Origin of the sequence: Pseudomonas alkylphenolica, from assembly GCF_004025535.1 — a bacterium.
GTDB classification, from domain to species: domain Bacteria; phylum Pseudomonadota; class Gammaproteobacteria; order Pseudomonadales; family Pseudomonadaceae; genus Aquipseudomonas; species Aquipseudomonas alkylphenolica_A.
The window spans coordinates 377,539-393,812 of sequence record NZ_QJRG01000044.1 but is presented as its reverse complement, the minus strand read 5'-3'; the positions used below and the strand labels follow the sequence as shown (position 1 = coordinate 393,812).

The 16,274-nt window shown below is 60.9% G+C and carries 16 protein-coding genes; 12 read left to right on the top strand and 4 right to left on the bottom strand.

Annotated elements, in window-relative coordinates; all coding sequences use genetic code 11:
* Positions 1-26: 26 nt before the first annotated feature.
* Positions 27-497, bottom strand: coding sequence for a Cys-tRNA(Pro) deacylase (gene ybaK, locus DM813_RS14535; RefSeq protein ID WP_128324088.1), 471 nt, complete (start codon positions 495-497; stop codon positions 27-29).
* A gap of 328 nt (positions 498-825) precedes the next feature.
* Here ybaK and DM813_RS14530 point away from each other — a divergent pair, with 328 nt between their 5' ends.
* From DM813_RS14530 to DM813_RS14480, 11 genes are all read left to right on the top strand, one after another.
* Entirely contained in the window at positions 826-1,677 is an 852-nt protein-coding gene (locus tag DM813_RS14530; protein WP_128324087.1) for an MIP/aquaporin family protein, read from the top strand.
* Positions 1,678-1,742: 65 nt separating this feature from the next.
* Positions 1,743-3,242 carry a glycerol kinase GlpK gene (gene glpK, locus DM813_RS14525; RefSeq protein ID WP_128324086.1) on the top strand — a complete coding sequence of 500 codons (1,500 nt, stop codon included), beginning with the start codon at positions 1,743-1,745 and terminating at the stop codon, positions 3,240-3,242.
* Positions 3,243-3,366: 124 nt separating this feature from the next.
* A complete protein-coding gene (locus tag DM813_RS14520) occupies positions 3,367-4,122 on the top strand; it encodes a DeoR/GlpR family transcriptional regulator (RefSeq protein ID WP_010221027.1) in 756 nt (251 codons plus the stop codon).
* Between the two features lie 183 nt (positions 4,123-4,305).
* Complete coding sequence (gene glpD / locus DM813_RS14515) at positions 4,306-5,844, top strand: glycerol-3-phosphate dehydrogenase (RefSeq protein WP_128324085.1); 1,539 nt, start codon at positions 4,306-4,308, stop codon at positions 5,842-5,844.
* A gap of 304 nt (positions 5,845-6,148) precedes the next feature.
* Positions 6,149-7,081 carry a glutamate/aspartate ABC transporter substrate-binding protein gene (locus DM813_RS14510; protein WP_128324084.1) on the top strand — a complete coding sequence of 311 codons (933 nt, stop codon included), beginning with the start codon at positions 6,149-6,151 and terminating at the stop codon, positions 7,079-7,081.
* Between the two features lie 99 nt (positions 7,082-7,180).
* Complete coding sequence (locus DM813_RS14505) at positions 7,181-7,927, top strand: amino acid ABC transporter permease (protein ID WP_038607737.1); 747 nt, start codon at positions 7,181-7,183, stop codon at positions 7,925-7,927.
* On the top strand, positions 7,924-8,592 hold the full coding sequence (locus DM813_RS14500) for an amino acid ABC transporter permease (protein WP_164897256.1): 669 nt from the start codon (positions 7,924-7,926) through the stop codon (positions 8,590-8,592). Before DM813_RS14505 ends, DM813_RS14500 begins: the two co-directional genes overlap by 4 nt.
* A complete protein-coding gene (locus tag DM813_RS14495) occupies positions 8,589-9,323 on the top strand; it encodes an amino acid ABC transporter ATP-binding protein (protein ID WP_128324082.1) in 735 nt (244 codons plus the stop codon). The genes DM813_RS14500 and DM813_RS14495 overlap by 4 nt, the downstream gene beginning before the upstream one ends.
* A 69-nt stretch (positions 9,324-9,392) precedes the next feature.
* Positions 9,393-11,300: a sensor histidine kinase gene (locus DM813_RS14490; RefSeq protein WP_128324081.1), complete on the top strand. Its 1,908-nt coding sequence runs from the start codon at positions 9,393-9,395 to the stop codon at positions 11,298-11,300.
* Complete coding sequence (locus tag DM813_RS14485) at positions 11,297-12,622, top strand: sigma-54-dependent transcriptional regulator (RefSeq protein WP_128324080.1); 1,326 nt, start codon at positions 11,297-11,299, stop codon at positions 12,620-12,622. Before DM813_RS14490 ends, DM813_RS14485 begins: the two co-directional genes overlap by 4 nt.
* Before the next feature lie 33 nt (positions 12,623-12,655).
* Positions 12,656-12,982, top strand: a complete 327-nt coding sequence (locus tag DM813_RS14480; RefSeq protein ID WP_164897255.1) for a GlpM family protein — start codon at positions 12,656-12,658, stop codon at positions 12,980-12,982.
* Here DM813_RS14480 and DM813_RS14475 read toward each other — a convergent pair.
* Positions 12,979-13,971: an alpha/beta fold hydrolase gene (locus DM813_RS14475; RefSeq protein WP_128324078.1), complete on the bottom strand. Its 993-nt coding sequence runs from the start codon at positions 13,969-13,971 to the stop codon at positions 12,979-12,981. The two genes, DM813_RS14480 and DM813_RS14475, sit on opposite strands and share 4 nt — an antisense overlap.
* A 238-nt stretch (positions 13,972-14,209) precedes the next feature.
* On the opposite strand from DM813_RS14475, the gene metR reads away from it, so the two are divergent.
* Positions 14,210-15,127: a transcriptional regulator MetR gene (gene metR / locus DM813_RS14470; protein WP_128324077.1), complete on the top strand. Its 918-nt coding sequence runs from the start codon at positions 14,210-14,212 to the stop codon at positions 15,125-15,127.
* 3 nt (positions 15,128-15,130) lie between these two features.
* Here metR and DM813_RS14465 read toward each other — a convergent pair whose 3' ends face one another.
* Positions 15,131-15,769 carry a LysE family translocator gene (locus DM813_RS14465; protein WP_128324076.1) on the bottom strand — a complete coding sequence of 213 codons (639 nt, stop codon included), beginning with the start codon at positions 15,767-15,769 and terminating at the stop codon, positions 15,131-15,133.
* Positions 15,770-15,802: 33 nt separating this feature from the next.
* Positions 15,803-16,207, bottom strand: a complete 405-nt coding sequence (locus tag DM813_RS14460) for an NUDIX hydrolase (RefSeq protein ID WP_128324075.1) — start codon at positions 16,205-16,207, stop codon at positions 15,803-15,805.
* Positions 16,208-16,274 lie beyond the last annotated feature (67 nt).

Here is a 16,274-nt window from a genome sequence, read left to right as displayed (position 1 = left end):
GTCAGCGGATTTTCAGCATACAGATGTCAGTCGCGAGCAATCTGGGCGAACGTTGCCTGGGTGTGCTCGGCCAACACTGCGGCCGACAACTCGACTTCGAGTCCGCGGCGGCCGGCACTGACAAATATGGTTTCAAAAGACTGCGCCGAGAAGTCTATAAAGGTGCGCAGGCGCTTTTTCTGCCCCAGCGGGCTGATGCCGCCCAGCAGGTAACCCGTTGAGCGTTGGGCTGCAGCCGGGTCCGCCATCTCACACTTCTTTACCTTCGCAGCGTGGGCAAGCCCCTTCAGATCAAGGCTGCCGATCACCGGAACCACCGCAACCAGCAACTCACCCTTTTCGCTGCTGGCAAGCAATGTCTTGAACACGCGAACTGGCTCAAGATCGAGCTTTTCAGCCGCTTCAAGGCCATAAGAGGCTGCCTTGGGATCGTGTTCGTAACTGTGGATACGATGTTCGGCGCGAACCTTTTTCAACAAATCCAGAGCGGGGGTCATGCAGGACTCCATACAAGGGTATCGGTACTCTTTCGCTCGCTACTGTAGGTCAATTACCACCCTGCAACCACTGGTGAGCAGAACACACCTGAACGCAATCGTTTGCGTAAACCCGATACACTTCCCCCCACCAATAGTCAGTTTGTGAACCACCGTTCACTTTCGACCTTTGACATAATCGTTTCTTGTCTATATTTTTTCGATTTTGAATATAGCAGTGCCCTGATAAGGTGCACTTTTTGCACCCTCACCCGACTGAAATGGGGATTTCTGTCGGGTGCTTGTCGAGCGCCCACGCGCCTCACAACAACAAGAACCGAGGTTACGAATGACGACTGCTCTACAACAACCAACGCTCTCGAGCCAATGTATGGCCGAGTTTCTTGGCACTGCGCTACTGATCTTTTTCGGCACCGGTTGCGTCGCTGCGCTCAAGGTCGCCGGTGCCAGCTTCGGTCTATGGGAAATCAGCATCATCTGGGGCGTCGGCGTGAGCATGGCGATCTACCTGACGGCCGGTGTTTCCGGTGCACACCTGAATCCTGCCGTGAGCATCGCCCTGACCCTGTTTGCAGGGTTCGAAAAACACAAACTGCCGTTCTACATCGTTGCCCAGATCGCCGGCGCGTTCTGTGGTGCAGCGCTTGTGTACACGTTGTACAGCAACCTGTTCTTCGATTACGAACAGGCCCATGAAATGATTCGCGGCAGCCAGGCCAGCCTGGAACTGGCCTCGGTGTTTTCCACCTACCCGCATCCGGCGCTGTCCACCGGCCAGGCCTTTCTCGTTGAGGTGATCATCACCGCAATTCTGATGGCCGTGATCATGGCGCTGACTGACGACAACAACGGTTTGCCTCGTGGCGCCATGGCGCCCCTGCTGATCGGCCTGCTGATTGCGGTGATCGGCAGTGCCATGGGGCCACTGACCGGCTTTGCCATGAACCCCGCCCGCGACCTGGGCCCGAAGCTGATGACCTTCCTCGCCGGTTGGGGCGAAGTCGCCTTTACTGGCGGACGTGACATTCCCTATTTCCTGATTCCAGTTTTTGCGCCGATCATAGGAGCGAGCCTTGGTGCCGCCCTGTACCGCGGCGTGATCGCCCGCAACCTGCCTGTTGCCCAGAGCGAGAACGCGCAGACCGACGCCAACCCTCAGGGCAAGACCCAGGCATCCTGATGCCGGAGCGGCGAGCCAGGCTCGCCCTGCCCTGATTCCACCTTATTAAGTGCAAGGCCAACGACATGACAGACACCCAGAACAAGAACTACATCATTGCCCTGGACCAGGGCACGACCAGTTCGCGGGCCATCATTTTCGACCGTGACGCCAACGTGGTGGGCACGTCCCAGCGCGAATTCGCACAGCACTACCCTCAAGCCGGCTGGGTCGAGCACGACCCCATGGAAATTTTCGCCACCCAGAGCGCGACCATGGTCGAGGCGCTGGCGCAGGCCGGCCTGAGCCACGACCAGGTCGCCGCCATCGGCATCACCAACCAGCGTGAAACCACGGTAGTCTGGGATAAGGAAACCGGTCGCCCGGTGTACAACGCGATTGTCTGGCAGTGCCGGCGCAGTACCGAAATCTGCGAACAGCTCAAGCGTGAAGGCCTTCAGGACTACATTCGCGAAACCACGGGTCTGGTCACCGACCCGTACTTTTCCGGGACCAAGCTCAAGTGGATTCTCGACAACGTCGAAGGCGCCCGTGAGCGCGCCGAACGTGGCGAACTGCTGTTCGGTACCGTCGACAGCTGGCTGATCTGGAAATTCTCCGGCGGCAAGGTCCACGTCACCGACTACACCAACGCCTCGCGCACCATGCTCTTCAACATCCACACCCTGCAGTGGGACGAGAAGATGCTGGAGGTACTGAACATTCCCCGGCAGATGCTCCCCGAGGTGCGCAGCTCCTCGGAAGTCTATGGCCATACCAAGAGCGGTATCGCCATTGCCGGTATCGCCGGCGACCAGCAGGCGGCGCTGTTCGGCCAGATGTGCGTGGAGCCGGGCCAGGCCAAGAACACCTACGGCACGGGCTGCTTCCTGCTGATGAACACCGGCAACAAGGCGGTCAAGTCGTCCCACGGCCTGCTCACTACCATCGCCTGCGGCCCACGCGGCGAAGTGGCCTACGCGCTGGAAGGTGCGGTGTTCAATGGCGGTTCGACCGTGCAGTGGCTGCGCGATGAACTGAAAATCGTCAATGACGCGCACGACACCGAGTACTTTGCCAGTAAGGTCAAGGACAGCAATGGTGTCTACCTGGTGCCGGCCTTCACCGGCCTCGGCGCACCCTACTGGGACCCCTATGCCCGCGGCGCGCTGTTCGGCCTGACCCGTGGCGTCAAGGTCGATCACATCATCCGTGCGGCCCTTGAGTCGATCGCCTACCAGACGCGTGATGTTCTGGACGCCATGCAGCAGGACTGCGGCGAGCGCCTTAGCGAACTGCGCGTGGACGGTGGCGCGGTGGCCAACAATTTCCTCATGCAGTTCCAGGCCGACATTCTCGGCACCTGCGTCGAGCGTCCACAAATGCGCGAAACCACGGCCCTTGGCGCCGCCTACCTGGCGGGCCTGGCGTGCGGTTTCTGGAGCGGCCTGGACGAGTTGCGCGGCAAGGCAATCATCGAGCGCGAGTTCACCCCGCAGCTGGATGAAGCGCGCAAGGAGAAACTCTATGCAGGCTGGTTGAAAGCGGTAGACCGTACTCGGGACTGGGAACCGCACGAGGAGTAAGCTGTAGCACAAAGCTGTAAGCCACAAGCGGCAAGCGTGTAGGCGCGAACCATCTTGTAGCTTGCAGCTTGTGGCCTGAGCTGCTTTCATGGCGCAATTTGCCCGGCAGCCCCAAGGACCGCCCATGAATCTGCCCCCCCGCCAACAACAAATCCTCGAACTGGTCCGTGAACGCGGCTATGTCAGTATCGAAGAAATGGCGCAGTTGTTCGTCGTCACCCCGCAAACCATCCGCCGCGATATCAACCAACTGGCGGAAGTCAATCTGCTACGCCGCTACCACGGTGGTGCAGCCTACGACTCGAGCATCGAGAACACCGCCTACGCCATGCGCGCCGATCAGATGCGCGACGAGAAACAGCGCATTGCCGAAGCCATCGCTGCGCAGATTCCCGACCATGCCTCGCTGTTCATCAACATCGGTACCACAACAGAGTCCATTGCCCGCGCCCTGCTCAATCACAACCACCTGAAAATCATCACCAACAACCTGCATGTGGCTTCGATCCTCAGCGCCAAGGACGACTTCGAAGTACTGCTGGCGGGCGGCAATGTGCGCCGTGACGGCGGCGTGGTTGGCCAGGCCAGCGTTGACTTCATCAACCAGTTCAAAGTCGACTTTGCCCTGGTCGGTATCAGTGGCATCGACGAAGACGGCAGCCTGCTGGATTTTGACTATCAGGAAGTGCGCGTTTCCCAGGCCATCATCGCCAATGCCCGGCAGGTCATTCTGGCGGCAGACTCCAGCAAGTTCGGGCGTAATGCCATGGTTCGCCTGGGCTCGATCAGCCTGATCGATTGCCTGGTGACCGACCAGGCCCCGGTGCCTGCCCTTACCCAGTTGCTCAACCAGTACAAGATCCGTCTCGAAGTGGTCTGAGCCAGCAACAGCTGCCACCGCAAGGGTGGCAGCGTAAATGTTCGTTATTTTTCACTTTCTTCTCGTTCGATCAGCACTTTCTATCAGGTGTGACTGGTGGACAGCATCTTCTTGCGCTAATATTTTCGTAAATGAACATTGATGTTCAATTTCGATATTACAAAGATCTTGAGGAAGCCGCCCGTGCAGCAGTCCAGCCAACCGTCGCCCGCCCCCGCCGACATCTATGACCTCGCCGTAATTGGCGGTGGCATCAACGGTGTAGGGATTGCCGCTGATGCAGCCGGACGCGGCCTGTCGGTGTTCCTCTGTGAAAAAGACGACCTTGCCAGCCATACCTCGTCGGCCAGCAGCAAGCTGATCCACGGTGGCCTGCGCTACCTCGAGCACTATGAATTCCGTCTGGTCCGCGAAGCCTTGGCCGAGCGTGAAGTGCTGCTGGCCAAAGCCCCGCATATCGTCAAGCCGATGCGATTCGTACTGCCGCACCGTCCGCACCTGCGCCCGGCCTGGATGATTCGCGCAGGTCTGTTCCTTTACGACAACCTGGGCAAGCGCAAAAAGCTCGGCGCCTCGCGCAGCCTGCGCTTCGGCCCTGGCAATCCCCTCAAACCTGCGATCACCCGCGGTTTCGAATATGCCGACTGTGCGGTAGACGATGCCCGCCTGGTGGTTCTCAACGCGATGGCCGCCCGGGAAAACGGGGCAACAATCCGAACCCGCACTCGCTGCATCAGTGCCGCGCGGGTTGACGGTGTGTGGAAGGTACAACTGCAAAATGCCGACGGCAGCCTGCAAACCATCCAGGCTCGCGCCCTGGTCAACGCTGCCGGCCCGTGGGTTGCCAAGTTCATCCAGGACGACCTCAACCTTGAGGCGCCGTATGGCATTCGCCTGATCCAAGGCAGCCACCTGATCGTCCCCAAGCTGTATGACGGCGAACACGCCTACATTCTGCAGAACGAAGATCAGCGCATCGTGTTCGCCATCCCGTACCTGGAGCGCTTCACCCTCATCGGCACCACCGACCGCGAGTACACCGGTGACCCGGCCAAGGTCGCGATCACCGAAGGCGAGACCGACTACTTGCTCAAGGTGGTCAACGAACACTTCAACCACCAACTGAGCCGCGCCGACATCCTGCACACATACGCCGGGGTGCGCCCACTGTGCAACGACGAATCCGACAATCCATCGGCGGTGACCCGCGACTACACCCTGGCCCTGTCGGCGAGCGCCGGCGAAGCGCCATTGCTGTCTGTATTTGGTGGCAAGCTGACAACCTACCGCAAGCTTGCCGAGTCGGCGATGGCCGAGCTGGCACCGTTTTTCACCCAGATGCGTGGCAGCTGGACTGCGGCTGCACCCCTACCGGGCGGCGAAGACATGACCACCCCGCAAGCGCTGGCCGAGGCAATTCTGGCCCGTTGCAACTGGCTTCCGGCCGAGATCGCCAAGCGTTGGGCGCTGACCTATGGCAGCCGCGTCTGGCGTCTGCTCGAAGGTGTGCAAGGCCCTGCAGACCTGGGCGATGCGATTGGAGGCGGTCTGTTCACCCGCGAGGTGGATTACCTGTGTGGCGAAGAGTGGGCCGTCAGCAGCGACGACATTCTCTGGCGTCGCAGCAAGCTGGGGTTGTTCACCACTTCCGCCGAACAACAGGCACTGCAGGACTACCTGCAGCGACTGGAAGTGAACCGGGCACGCGTTCAGGCAGCCTGACGCCGGGTCATCCCTATCGCCGGCTAAGCCGGCTCCGACAATCAATGGCCGCTCGTCTCTTTGCATTCGGAATCCCGAACAGGCAGACGAGCGGCATTCGGCCGGCCGGACGAATCATCCCGCCACCGAACCTTCAAAAAAGATTAATACCCCGATTTCTCAAGGCCTTGTGATCAAAGTCAGGGCTTGGCACGACTCATGCTCTACACTCAGTACCCGAATGCGCAACGCTTCATTGCAGTGTTCGCTGAACGAAAGAGCCGGCCAACGGCTCCATAAGAAAAACAACGTCGAGGAAATTTTGATGCGTATCGTCCCCCACCTGTTGGGCGCAGCCGTCACGGCTGCTTTGATCAGCATGCCCGTCAGCGCTGCAGAACTGACCGGCACCCTGAAGAAAATCAACGACTCGGGCACCATTACCCTGGGGCACCGCGACGCTTCTATCCCGTTCTCCTACATCGCCGACGCTTCGGGTAAACCCGTCGGTTACTCCCATGACATCCAGCTGGCAATCGTCGAGGCCCTGAAAAAGGACCTGAACAAGCCAGACCTGCAAGTCAAATACAACCTCGTCACCTCCCAGACCCGAATTCCGCTGGTACAGAACGGCACCGTTGATGTCGAGTGCGGCTCGACCACCAACAACGTCGAGCGCCAACAGCAAGTGGCCTTCTCGGTCGGTATCTTCGAAGTGGGTACCCGTCTGCTGACCAAAGCAGAAGACGGCAAGCCGGAAAACGCCAAGTACAAGGACTTCCCTGACCTGGCTGGCAAGAACGTGGTCACCACTGCGGGTACCACCTCCGAACGCATCCTCAAGGCCATGAACGCCGACAAGCAGATGAAGATGAACGTCATCTCTGCCAAGGACCACGGCGAATCCTTCCAGATGCTCGAGTCGGGCCGCGCCGTAGCTTTCATGATGGATGACGCCCTGCTCGCCGGCGAAATGGCCAAGGCCAAGAACCCGAAAGGCTGGGCCATCGTAGGCACGCCGCAGTCGTATGAAATCTACGGCTGCATGGTCCGCAAGGACGACCCGGCATTCAAGAAAGCCGTCGACGATGCCATCGTCGGCCTCTACAAGTCGGGCGAGATCAACAAGATCTACGACAAGTGGTTCAACCAGCCAGTCCCGCCTAAAGGCCTGAACCTGAACTTCCCGATGAGCGACGAGCTCAAGGCGCTGATCGCCACGCCTACCGACAAAGCTGCAGACGACAAGAAGTCCTGATCCCCAGCTAGTTTGTGTCTAACCTTTCATCCGAGGGTGCCTTGCACCCCCGGATGCTCGAAGGTGCCCGTGAAACAACTGATCTGAGGGGAAATCCCGATGAATTACAACTGGGACTGGGGCGTGTTCTTCAAGTCCACTGGCGTTGGCAGCGAAACCTATCTGGACTGGTATATCACCGGCCTGGGCTGGACCATCGCCATTGCCGTCGCCGCCTGGATCATCGCGCTGCTGCTGGGCTCCGTGCTCGGTGTCATGCGTACCGTCCCGAACCGCGTGGTATCGGGTATCGCCACGTGCTACGTGGAACTGTTTCGTAACGTGCCGCTGCTGGTGCAGCTGTTCATCTGGTACTTCCTGGTGCCCGACCTGTTGCCTGAAGGCCTGCAGGAATGGTTCAAGCAAGACCTCAACCCGACCACCTCGGCACTGATCAGCGTGGTCATCTGCCTGGGCCTGTTCACTGCCGCACGTGTCTGCGAACAGGTGCGCACCGGTATCCAGGCGCTGCCGCGCGGCCAGGAAGCCGCTGCCCGTGCCATGGGTTTCAGCCTGCCGCAGATCTACTGGAATGTGCTGCTGCCGCAAGCCTACCGGATCATCATTCCGCCGCTGACTTCGGAGTTCCTCAACGTCTTCAAGAACTCCTCGGTAGCCTCGCTGATCGGCCTGATGGAGTTGCTGGCACAAACCAAACAGACCGCCGAGTTTTCGGCCAACCTGTTCGAAGCCTTCACCCTGGCAACCCTGATCTACTTCACCCTGAACATGGGCCTGATGCTGCTCATGCGCATGGTCGAGAAGAAAGTCGCGGTACCCGGCCTGATTTCCGTGGGGGGTAAATAATGGACTTCAGTGGAATCATTCCTGCCCTGCCGGGCCTGTGGAACGGCATGGTGATGACCCTGCAACTGATGGTCATGGGGGTTGTCGGCGGTATCGTGCTGGGCACCATCCTGGCCTTGATGCGGCTGTCGTCGAGCAAGCTGCTGGCCAATCTCGCCGGCGCCTACGTCAACTACTTCCGTTCCATCCCGCTGCTGCTGGTGATCACCTGGTTCTACCTGGCGGTGCCGTTCGTGCTGCGCTGGATCACCGGCGAAGACACGCCGATCGGTGCCTTCACCTCCTGCGTCGTGGCGTTCATGATGTTCGAGGCGGCGTACTTCTGTGAAATCGTCCGGGCTGGCGTGCAGTCGATATCCAAGGGCCAGATGGGTGCCGCCCAGGCACTGGGCATGACCTACGGCCAGACCATGCGCCTGATCATCCTGCCCCAGGCGTTTCGCAAGATGACCCCGCTGCTGCTGCAGCAGAGCATCATCCTGTTCCAGGACACCTCGCTGGTCTACACCGTCGGCCTGGTCGACTTCCTCAACTCGGCACGTGCCAGTGGCGACATCATCGGACGCTCCAACGAGTTCCTGGTATTCGCCGGTGCTGTGTACTTCGTCATCAGCTTCTCCGCTTCCTGGCTGGTCAAGCGTCTGCAGAAAAGGATAACCGTATGATTTCCATCAAGAACGTCAACAAGTGGTACGGCGACTTCCAGGTTCTGACCGACTGCAACACCGAGGTCAAGAAAGGCGAAGTGGTGGTCGTTTGCGGCCCGTCCGGTTCGGGCAAGTCGACCCTGATCAAGTGCGTAAACGCCCTGGAGCCTTTCCAGAAAGGCGACATCGTTGTCGACGGCACCTCGATCGCCGACCCGAAAACCAACCTGCCCAAACTGCGGTCGCGGGTCGGCATGGTGTTCCAGCACTTCGAACTGTTCCCGCACCTGACCATTACCGAGAACCTGACCATTGCTCAGCGCAAGGTACTGGGCCGCAGTGAAGCGGAAGCGACCAAGAAGGGCCTGGCCCTGCTCGAACGCGTAGGCCTCAGCGCCCACGCCAAGAAGCACCCGGGGCAACTCTCCGGTGGTCAGCAACAGCGTGTGGCCATCGCCCGCGCCCTGTCGATGGACCCGATCGTCATGCTGTTCGACGAACCGACCTCGGCACTGGACCCGGAAATGGTCAACGAAGTACTCGACGTCATGGTCGAGCTGGCACACGAAGGCATGACCATGATGTGTGTGACCCATGAAATGGGCTTTGCCCGCAAGGTCGCCAACCGGGTCATCTTCATGGACCAGGGCAAAATCATCGAGGATTGCCAGAAGGAAGCCTTCTTCGGCGACCCGAGCGCGCGTCATGAGCGCACCCAGCACTTCCTCAGCAAAATCCTGCAACACTGAGGTGACGATCAGCCTCCTCTGTCTGCGCCTGGCCAGACAGAGGAGGCTGGCCGTACCAAGGTCACTGTGATGAAATGCGATCCCACGCTCTTTCGCCCAGCCAAGCCTGCCCTTGCCGTGAAACCCCGTTTGATCCGCCAACTGTTGATACCGCCTCTGATCATTCTGCTGATGGTCGGGCTGGGTGTGGCCGGCTTCATGATCAGCGAACACAACGGCATCCGCACCTTGAGCGAGTCCGGCGAGCGCCAGCTTGAGCTGCACGCGCGCGGCGTCGAGAGTGAAATCAGCAAGTACACCTACCTGCCCAGCCTGCTGGAACTGGAAAACAGCGTTTCCAGCTTGCTGACCGACCCCGACGGCGAGCATCGCCAGACGGTCAACGAATACCTCGAGGGCTTGAATCGCCGCAGCCGTAGCCGCGCGATCTTCGTCCTCGACACCACCGGCCGGGTCCAGGCCACCAGCAACTGGCGCGATGTCGACAGTTTCCTCGGTGAAGACCTGTCGTTCCGCGCCTACTTCCAGCACGCCGTACGCGGTCAGCCGGGCCGTTTCTATGGCATCGGCAGCACCACCGGCGAGCCAGGCTACTACCTGGCCCACGGCCTGGAAGAACACGGCAAGATCATCGGTGTAGCGGTGATCAAGGTGCGCCTGGAGAACATGGAAGAGCGTTGGCAGCGCGCACGCCTGGAAGCCTTTGTCAGCGACGAGAATGGCATCATCATCCTCTCCAGCGACCCGGCGCGCCGGCTCAAGTCCGTGCGCGCACTGACCCCTGAAATAAAGGAGCGCCTGGCGCGCAGCCTGCAATATTACTGGTGGCCGCTCAACGAGCTGCAACCCTTGTCGCGCGAGACGCTGGCTGACGGCATCGAAAAGCTCAGCTTCCCGGCCAATGCCGAGTTGGGCGACGGTCGCAGTGAAGTCGCCTACCTCGCACAGACTCGCCGCCTGGCCGACACCCCGTGGCATTTCACCCTGCTCACCCCGCTGCAGGACCTGCGCCGCGAGTCGATCATCCAGGGTGTACTGGTCGCCGTCGCCTTTGCCCTGCTGACCATCGTGCTGATCGCCTGGAACGAACGGCGCAAGGTCATCGCCACACGGCTGGCCGCCCGCGAAGCGCTGGAAGAAGCCAACAGCCAGCTGGAACGCAAAATTGCCGAGCGTACCGCCGACCTGCGCGCCAGCAACGACCGCCTCAAGGCGCAGATTCGTGAGCGCCGCCACGCCGAGCAAACCTTGCGCCATGCCCAGGACGAACTGGTCCAGGCCGGCAAGCTCGCCGCGATTGGCCAGATGTCCACCAGCATTGCCCATGAATTGAACCAGCCGCTGGCGGCGCTGCGCACCCTGTCGGGCAACACCGTGCGTTTTCTCGAGCGCGGCGCACTGGAAACCGCCAGCACCAACCTGCGCACCATGAACGACCTGATCGACCGTATGGGGCGGATCACCGCCAGCCTGCGTTCCTTTGCCAGGCGCGGTGAGGACAGTGGCCAGGCATCGCTGGCCAAGGCCGTGGAGGCCAGCCTTCAGGTGCTGGGTACGCGGATTGCCGGGTGCCATCTGAAACTCAACCAGCAGTTCGACGATCAACAGTTGGCAATCGACCAGACACGCCTGGAACAGATTCTGGTCAACCTGATCGGCAACGCCCTCGACGCCATGGCCGCGCAACCCTTGCCCGAGCTCTGGCTGGAAGGCGAGCTGCAAGGTGACAAATATCGCCTGCGAGTACGCGATAATGGTCACGGGATTGACGATGAAACGCGCAAGCACCTGTTCGAACCCTTTTTCACCACCAAACCCGGTGAGCATGGCCTGGGCCTGGGCCTGACCTTGTCTGCCAGCCTGGCTGCTGCCGCCAAGGGCAGCCTGAGTGTCGAGCACCCCATCGATGGCGGTACCGCCTTCGTCATTACCCTGCCCCTGGCCAATGCCCCAACAGAAGTTGCCGAGCCCCTATGAACCAAGCGCCCCTTACCGTCCTGATCGTTGAAGACGACCCGCATGTCCTGCTTGGCTGCCAGCAGGCCCTGGCGCTGGAAGACATCGCCAGTGAGGGCGTCGGCAGCGCCGAAGAAGCCTTGCAACGCATCGGTGACGACTTTGCCGGTATCGTGGTCAGCGACATCCGCCTGCCGGGCATCGATGGCCTGGAGCTGCTGAGCCGCCTCAAGGCCCGTGACGGCAGCCTGCCAGTGGTACTGATTACCGGTCACGGCGACATCGACATGGCGGTAGGTGCCATGCGCAACGGTGCCTACGACTTCATGGAAAAACCCTTCGCTCCGGAGCGCCTGGTCGAAGTGGTGCGCCGTGCCCTGGAACAACGCGGACTGTCGCGGGAAGTCTTCGCCTTGCGCCGGCAACTGGCCGAGCAAAGCACCCTTGAAGGCCGGATTATCGGCCGCTCGCCCGCAATGCAGAACCTGCGTGAACTGATCGCCAACGTTGCCGACACGTCGGCCAACGTCCTTATTGAAGGTGAGACCGGTACCGGTAAAGAACTGGTCGCTCGTTGCCTGCATGACTTCAGCCGCCGCCAGAGCCAGCCCTTTGTTGCCCTGAACTGTGGCGGCCTGCCGGAAAACCTGTTTGAAAGTGAAATCTTCGGCCATGAGGCGAATGCCTTTACCGGTGCCGGCAAACGCCGTATTGGCAAGATCGAGCACGCCAACGGCGGCACGCTGTTCCTCGACGAGGTCGAGAGCATGCCGATCAACCTGCAGATCAAACTGCTGCGGGTGTTGCAGGAGCGTACCCTGGAGCGACTGGGTTCGAACCAGAGCATCGCCGTCGACTGCCGGGTAATCGCCGCCACCAAGTCCGACCTCGACGCCCTTGGCCAGAGCGGACAGTTTCGCAGCGACCTTTATTACCGCCTCAACGTCGTTACCCTGGAGCTACCGCCGCTGCGTGAGCGTCGCGAAGACATCCTCCAGCTTTTCGAGCACTTCCTGCAGCTGGCCGCGCTTCGCTTCGATCGCGAAACACCGCAACTGGACAGCCAGACCCTGTCACGCTTGATGGCCCACGACTGGCCAGGCAACGTGCGCGAACTGCGCAACGTTGCCGAACGCTATGCGCTGGGGCTGCCGGCGTTCAAAAAGTCCGGTACCAGCGCCGCTCAGGGGTTGGGGTTTTCCGAAGCGGTCGAAGCCTTCGAACGCAACCTGCTCAGCGATGCCCTGCAGCGTACGGGGGGCAACCTCAGCCAGGCCAGTCAGGAACTGGGCATGGCCAAGACGACCCTGTTCGACAAAGTGAAAAAATACGGCTTGGGTTGACCGACTCATCAATCGAGAACGCACGTGGACCTGATACTCAAAGCCTGCCTGGGCGCCGCCGTGGTGGTGATCCTTGCCGCCCTGGCGAAAACCCGCAACTACTACATCGCCGGGCTGGTCCCGCTGTTTCCGACGTTCGCCCTGATTGCCCACTACATTGTCGGCAAAGAGCGCTCACTGGAAGACCTGAAGACCACCATCCTGTTCGGCATGTGGTCAATCATCCCCTACGTGGTCTACCTGATAGCCTTGTACCTGCTGGTCGATCGCCTGCGCCTGGAAGCGTCGCTCGCCCTGGCGACGCTGGCCTGGCTGGTAGCCGCCGGTGTACTGGTGAGCCTCTGGCTGCGCCTGCACTAGAGCTGCGCCCAATGGCTGAGGTCCTGACGATGGGCCTTCAGATATGGCAGTACGGCCGCCAGTAGCGGCGCCTTGAATTGCTCCTGAAAGCGATGGGCCAACCCTGGGATCAAGCGTAACTGGCTGCCCTGAATATGCGCAGCCAGGTGCACGCCATGCATCACCGGCAGCAACGGATCGGCCGTGCCATGCACCACCAGGGTGGGCACCCGCAGGCGATCCAGCAAGGCCACGCGGCTGGGTTCGGCAAGTATGGCCATGATCTGGCGTTCGACCCCCTCAGGATTGAAGGCACGGTCATAGGACTGCGCCGCCTGGCGCAACAGCTCCTGACGATCATCCTCGACCTGTGGGCTGCCCAATGCCGCCAGCAGGTCGGCCTGCTGCTCGATGGACACTTCGCGGTTCGGCGCTTCGCGGCGTGCCAGCAACTGCACCAGCGCCGGGCTTGGCGTTGGCAGGCCCTGGGCGCCAGAGCTGGACATGATCAAGGTGAGGCTCTCGACCCGCTCGGGAGCCAGCGCCGCCAGGTGCTGGGCGATCATGCCGCCCATGCTCACCCCCAGCACATGAAAGCGTTCAATACGCAGGGCATCCATCAGCCCCAGGCTGTCCTCGGCCATGTCGGTGAGGGTGTAGGGTGCAGTCACCGAGAGCCCCAGTTTGTAACGCAACAACTGATAGGTGAGGCTGGCACTGGCCGGGGCCTGGCTCCAGGAGCTCAGTCCGACATCGCGATTGTCGTAGCGGATCACCCGAAAACCTTGCTGACACAGGGCAACCACGACCTCATCGGGCCAGTGGATCAGCTGGCCGCCCAGGCCCATGATCAATAGCAGCGCCGGGTCCGAGTCGCGGCCGATGCTTTGGTACACCACGCTCAGTTGTGCCAACTCAACCCGTTCATTGGGCACATTGACGTCACAGCGCGAGGCTGCAAACGAAGAAGTAGCACCGATCAGTGCCAGAAAAAACAGAAAAGCCCGCATGACAGAAACACCAGAATGCAAATCCCCAGTAGAGCGCGAGTCTGATGAAACGCGTTCAAGCGCGCTGCCACAGTTGCGTGACAATTTGATGAATGGCGCCCAGCGGTCAGTCCGACTGCCAACCTGTCGCCGATACCAGACGTCGCTCAACTGCTAAATGTCAGTCGACAGCCCGCGCTAACATGAGAGAAACTCAACATATAAAGCTTTTTATCCAGTTTTGCTCATGGAGCCCGTCGTGCTTGAGATCCGCCACCTGAAAACCCTGCATGCCTTGCGCGAGGCCGACAGCCTGGTCGAGGCGGCCGAACGCCTGCACCTGACCCAGTCGGCCCTGTCTCACCAGTTCAAAGAGTTGGAAGAGCGCCTGGGGATGCAGCTGTTCATGCGCAAGACCAAGCCGATCCGCTTCACCAGCGCCGGCCTGCGCCTGCTGCAGCTAGCGGATGCCACCCTGCCGTTATTGCGCGGTGCCGAACGCGACATCGCCCGCCTGGCAGGCGGCACCGCCGGGCGCCTGCATATGGCCATCGAGTGTCACAGCTGCTTTCAGTGGCTGATGCCCACCATCGACCAGTTTCGCGACGCCTGGCCAGAAGTCGAACTGGACCTGGCCTCAGGCTTTGCCTTTGCGCCGCTGCCCGCGCTGGCTCGCGGCGACCTCGACCTGGTGGTGACCTCCGACCCGCTCGAGCTGGCCGGCCTGACGTATGTGCCGTTGTTCACCTATGAAGCCATGCTCGCCGTCGCCAACCAGCACCCCCTGGCCAGCAAGCCGTACATCGTGCCGGATGACCTGATCAGTGAAACGCTGATCACCTACCCGGTGGAACGCGACCGCCTGGATATTTTCACCCGCTTCCTCGAGCCCGCCGACGTTGAGCCTGCACAGGTGCGCACCGCAGAACTGACGGTAATGATGATGCAGCTGGTCGCCAGCGGGCGAGGCGTCTGCGGCATGCCGCACTGGGCTTTGCACGAATACAGCTCACGTGGCTACGTGAAGGGCAAACGCCTGGGCGAGAAAGGTCTGTTTGCCACCCTGTATGCAGCCGTACGCACCGACATGCTCGATGCACCCTACATGCGCGACTTTTTGCTGACCGCCAAAGACACCTCGTTCTCCACCCTCGACGGGGTCAGCGCCGTGCGTTGACGGTCACGCCAGCTTGCGCTGCTCCTGCACCAGTCGCAGCGCCAGGCCGGCAAGGACAAAGCCCATGACATAACGCTGCAGCCTCAGCCACAGCGGATAACGCACGAACCAGGCCGAAAGGCTGGCGGCGAACACGGCGATCAACAGATTCACCGAAAAACTCACGCTGATCTGGGTCAGCCCGAGAATCAGGCTCTGGGCCAGGACCGAGCCGTGCTCGGGGGTAATGAATTGCGGCAGGATCGACAGGTAAAAGATCGCCACCTTGGGATTCAGCACGCTGGTGAGAAAGCCCATCATCACCAGTTTTGCCGGTGCGTCGGGGGCCAGTTCACGGGCCTCGAAGGGGGAGCGTGCCCCCGGCTTGAGCGCTTGCCAGGCCATCCACAGCAAGTAGGCGGCGCCCGCCCAGCGGAGCAGGTCATACCCCAGCGGAACCGCCATGAACAAGGCCGTCAGGCCCACGGCTGCGGCCGTCATGTGCACCAGAAAACCGGCAACCACGCCCACCAGCGAGGTAACGCCAGCCATCCGACCCTGACAGATCGAGCGCGAAATCAGGTAGATCATGTTGGGGCCGGGCGTCAGTACCATCAACAACGCCGCGCCGGAAAACAGCAGCCATTCATGCAGGGGGATCATAAGCAGTCCTTTGCCAATGGAAGGTCAGCCAGCTTACCGCGCCAGCGTGCGGTACAGCGGAAGGATCAGGTCGCGGGTCAGCGGCGCCAGCTCGAGCGACAGCGGCTTGCGTGCCGAGACCCAGACCACCTCTTCGATTTCTGCACCGGGCTCGACGGGCATCGCCGTGTGGACCTGAAACAGCTCGGCCTGAACTTCAAACCCCGGTTCGTTGGCTGCTGGCGCACTGAACTGGCCAAGGTAGTCCGCGTCCTGCGGATCGATCTGCAACCCCAGCTCTTCGAACAGCTCTCGAGCCAGGGCCGACACCGGCTGTTCATCGGCCTCGATCTTGCCGCCGGGCTGCATGAAAGCCTGGGTCCCACGCTTGCGTACCAACAGGGTACGGCCCTGCGGGTCGAGCAGCAGGGCTGCGGCGATGCGGATGGTTTTGCTCATGGGAAACTCGTCGCCAGGAAAGCGCGCTAGGATCACATGTTGCCGGTGACAGCACAATCGCAGCGCC

Bases quoted from the DNA above. Each gene is read 5' to 3' on its own strand.
- DM813_RS14485 (WP_128324080.1), top strand. From the start codon at position 11,297: ATGAACCAAGCGCCCCTTACCGTCCTGATCGTTGAAGACGACCCGCAT.
- DM813_RS14510 (WP_128324084.1), top strand. From the start codon at position 6,149: ATGCGTATCGTCCCCCACCTGTTGGGCGCAGCCGTCACGGCTGCTTTG.
- glpK (WP_128324086.1), top strand. From the start codon at position 1,743: ATGACAGACACCCAGAACAAGAACTACATCATTGCCCTGGACCAGGGC.
- DM813_RS14505 (WP_038607737.1), top strand. From the start codon at position 7,181: ATGAATTACAACTGGGACTGGGGCGTGTTCTTCAAGTCCACTGGCGTT.
- DM813_RS14460 (WP_128324075.1), bottom strand. From the start codon at position 16,207: ATGAGCAAAACCATCCGCATCGCCGCAGCCCTGCTGCTCGACCCGCAG.
- DM813_RS14530 (WP_128324087.1), top strand. From the start codon at position 826: ATGACGACTGCTCTACAACAACCAACGCTCTCGAGCCAATGTATGGCC.
- ybaK (WP_128324088.1), bottom strand. From the start codon at position 497: ATGACCCCCGCTCTGGATTTGTTGAAAAAGGTTCGCGCCGAACATCGT.
- DM813_RS14495 (WP_128324082.1), top strand. From the start codon at position 8,589: ATGATTTCCATCAAGAACGTCAACAAGTGGTACGGCGACTTCCAGGTT.
- DM813_RS14490 (WP_128324081.1), top strand. From the start codon at position 9,393: ATGAAATGCGATCCCACGCTCTTTCGCCCAGCCAAGCCTGCCCTTGCC.
- DM813_RS14465 (WP_128324076.1), bottom strand. From the start codon at position 15,769: ATGATCCCCCTGCATGAATGGCTGCTGTTTTCCGGCGCGGCGTTGTTG.
- DM813_RS14475 (WP_128324078.1), bottom strand. From the start codon at position 13,971: ATGCGGGCTTTTCTGTTTTTTCTGGCACTGATCGGTGCTACTTCTTCG.
- DM813_RS14520 (WP_010221027.1), top strand. From the start codon at position 3,367: ATGAATCTGCCCCCCCGCCAACAACAAATCCTCGAACTGGTCCGTGAA.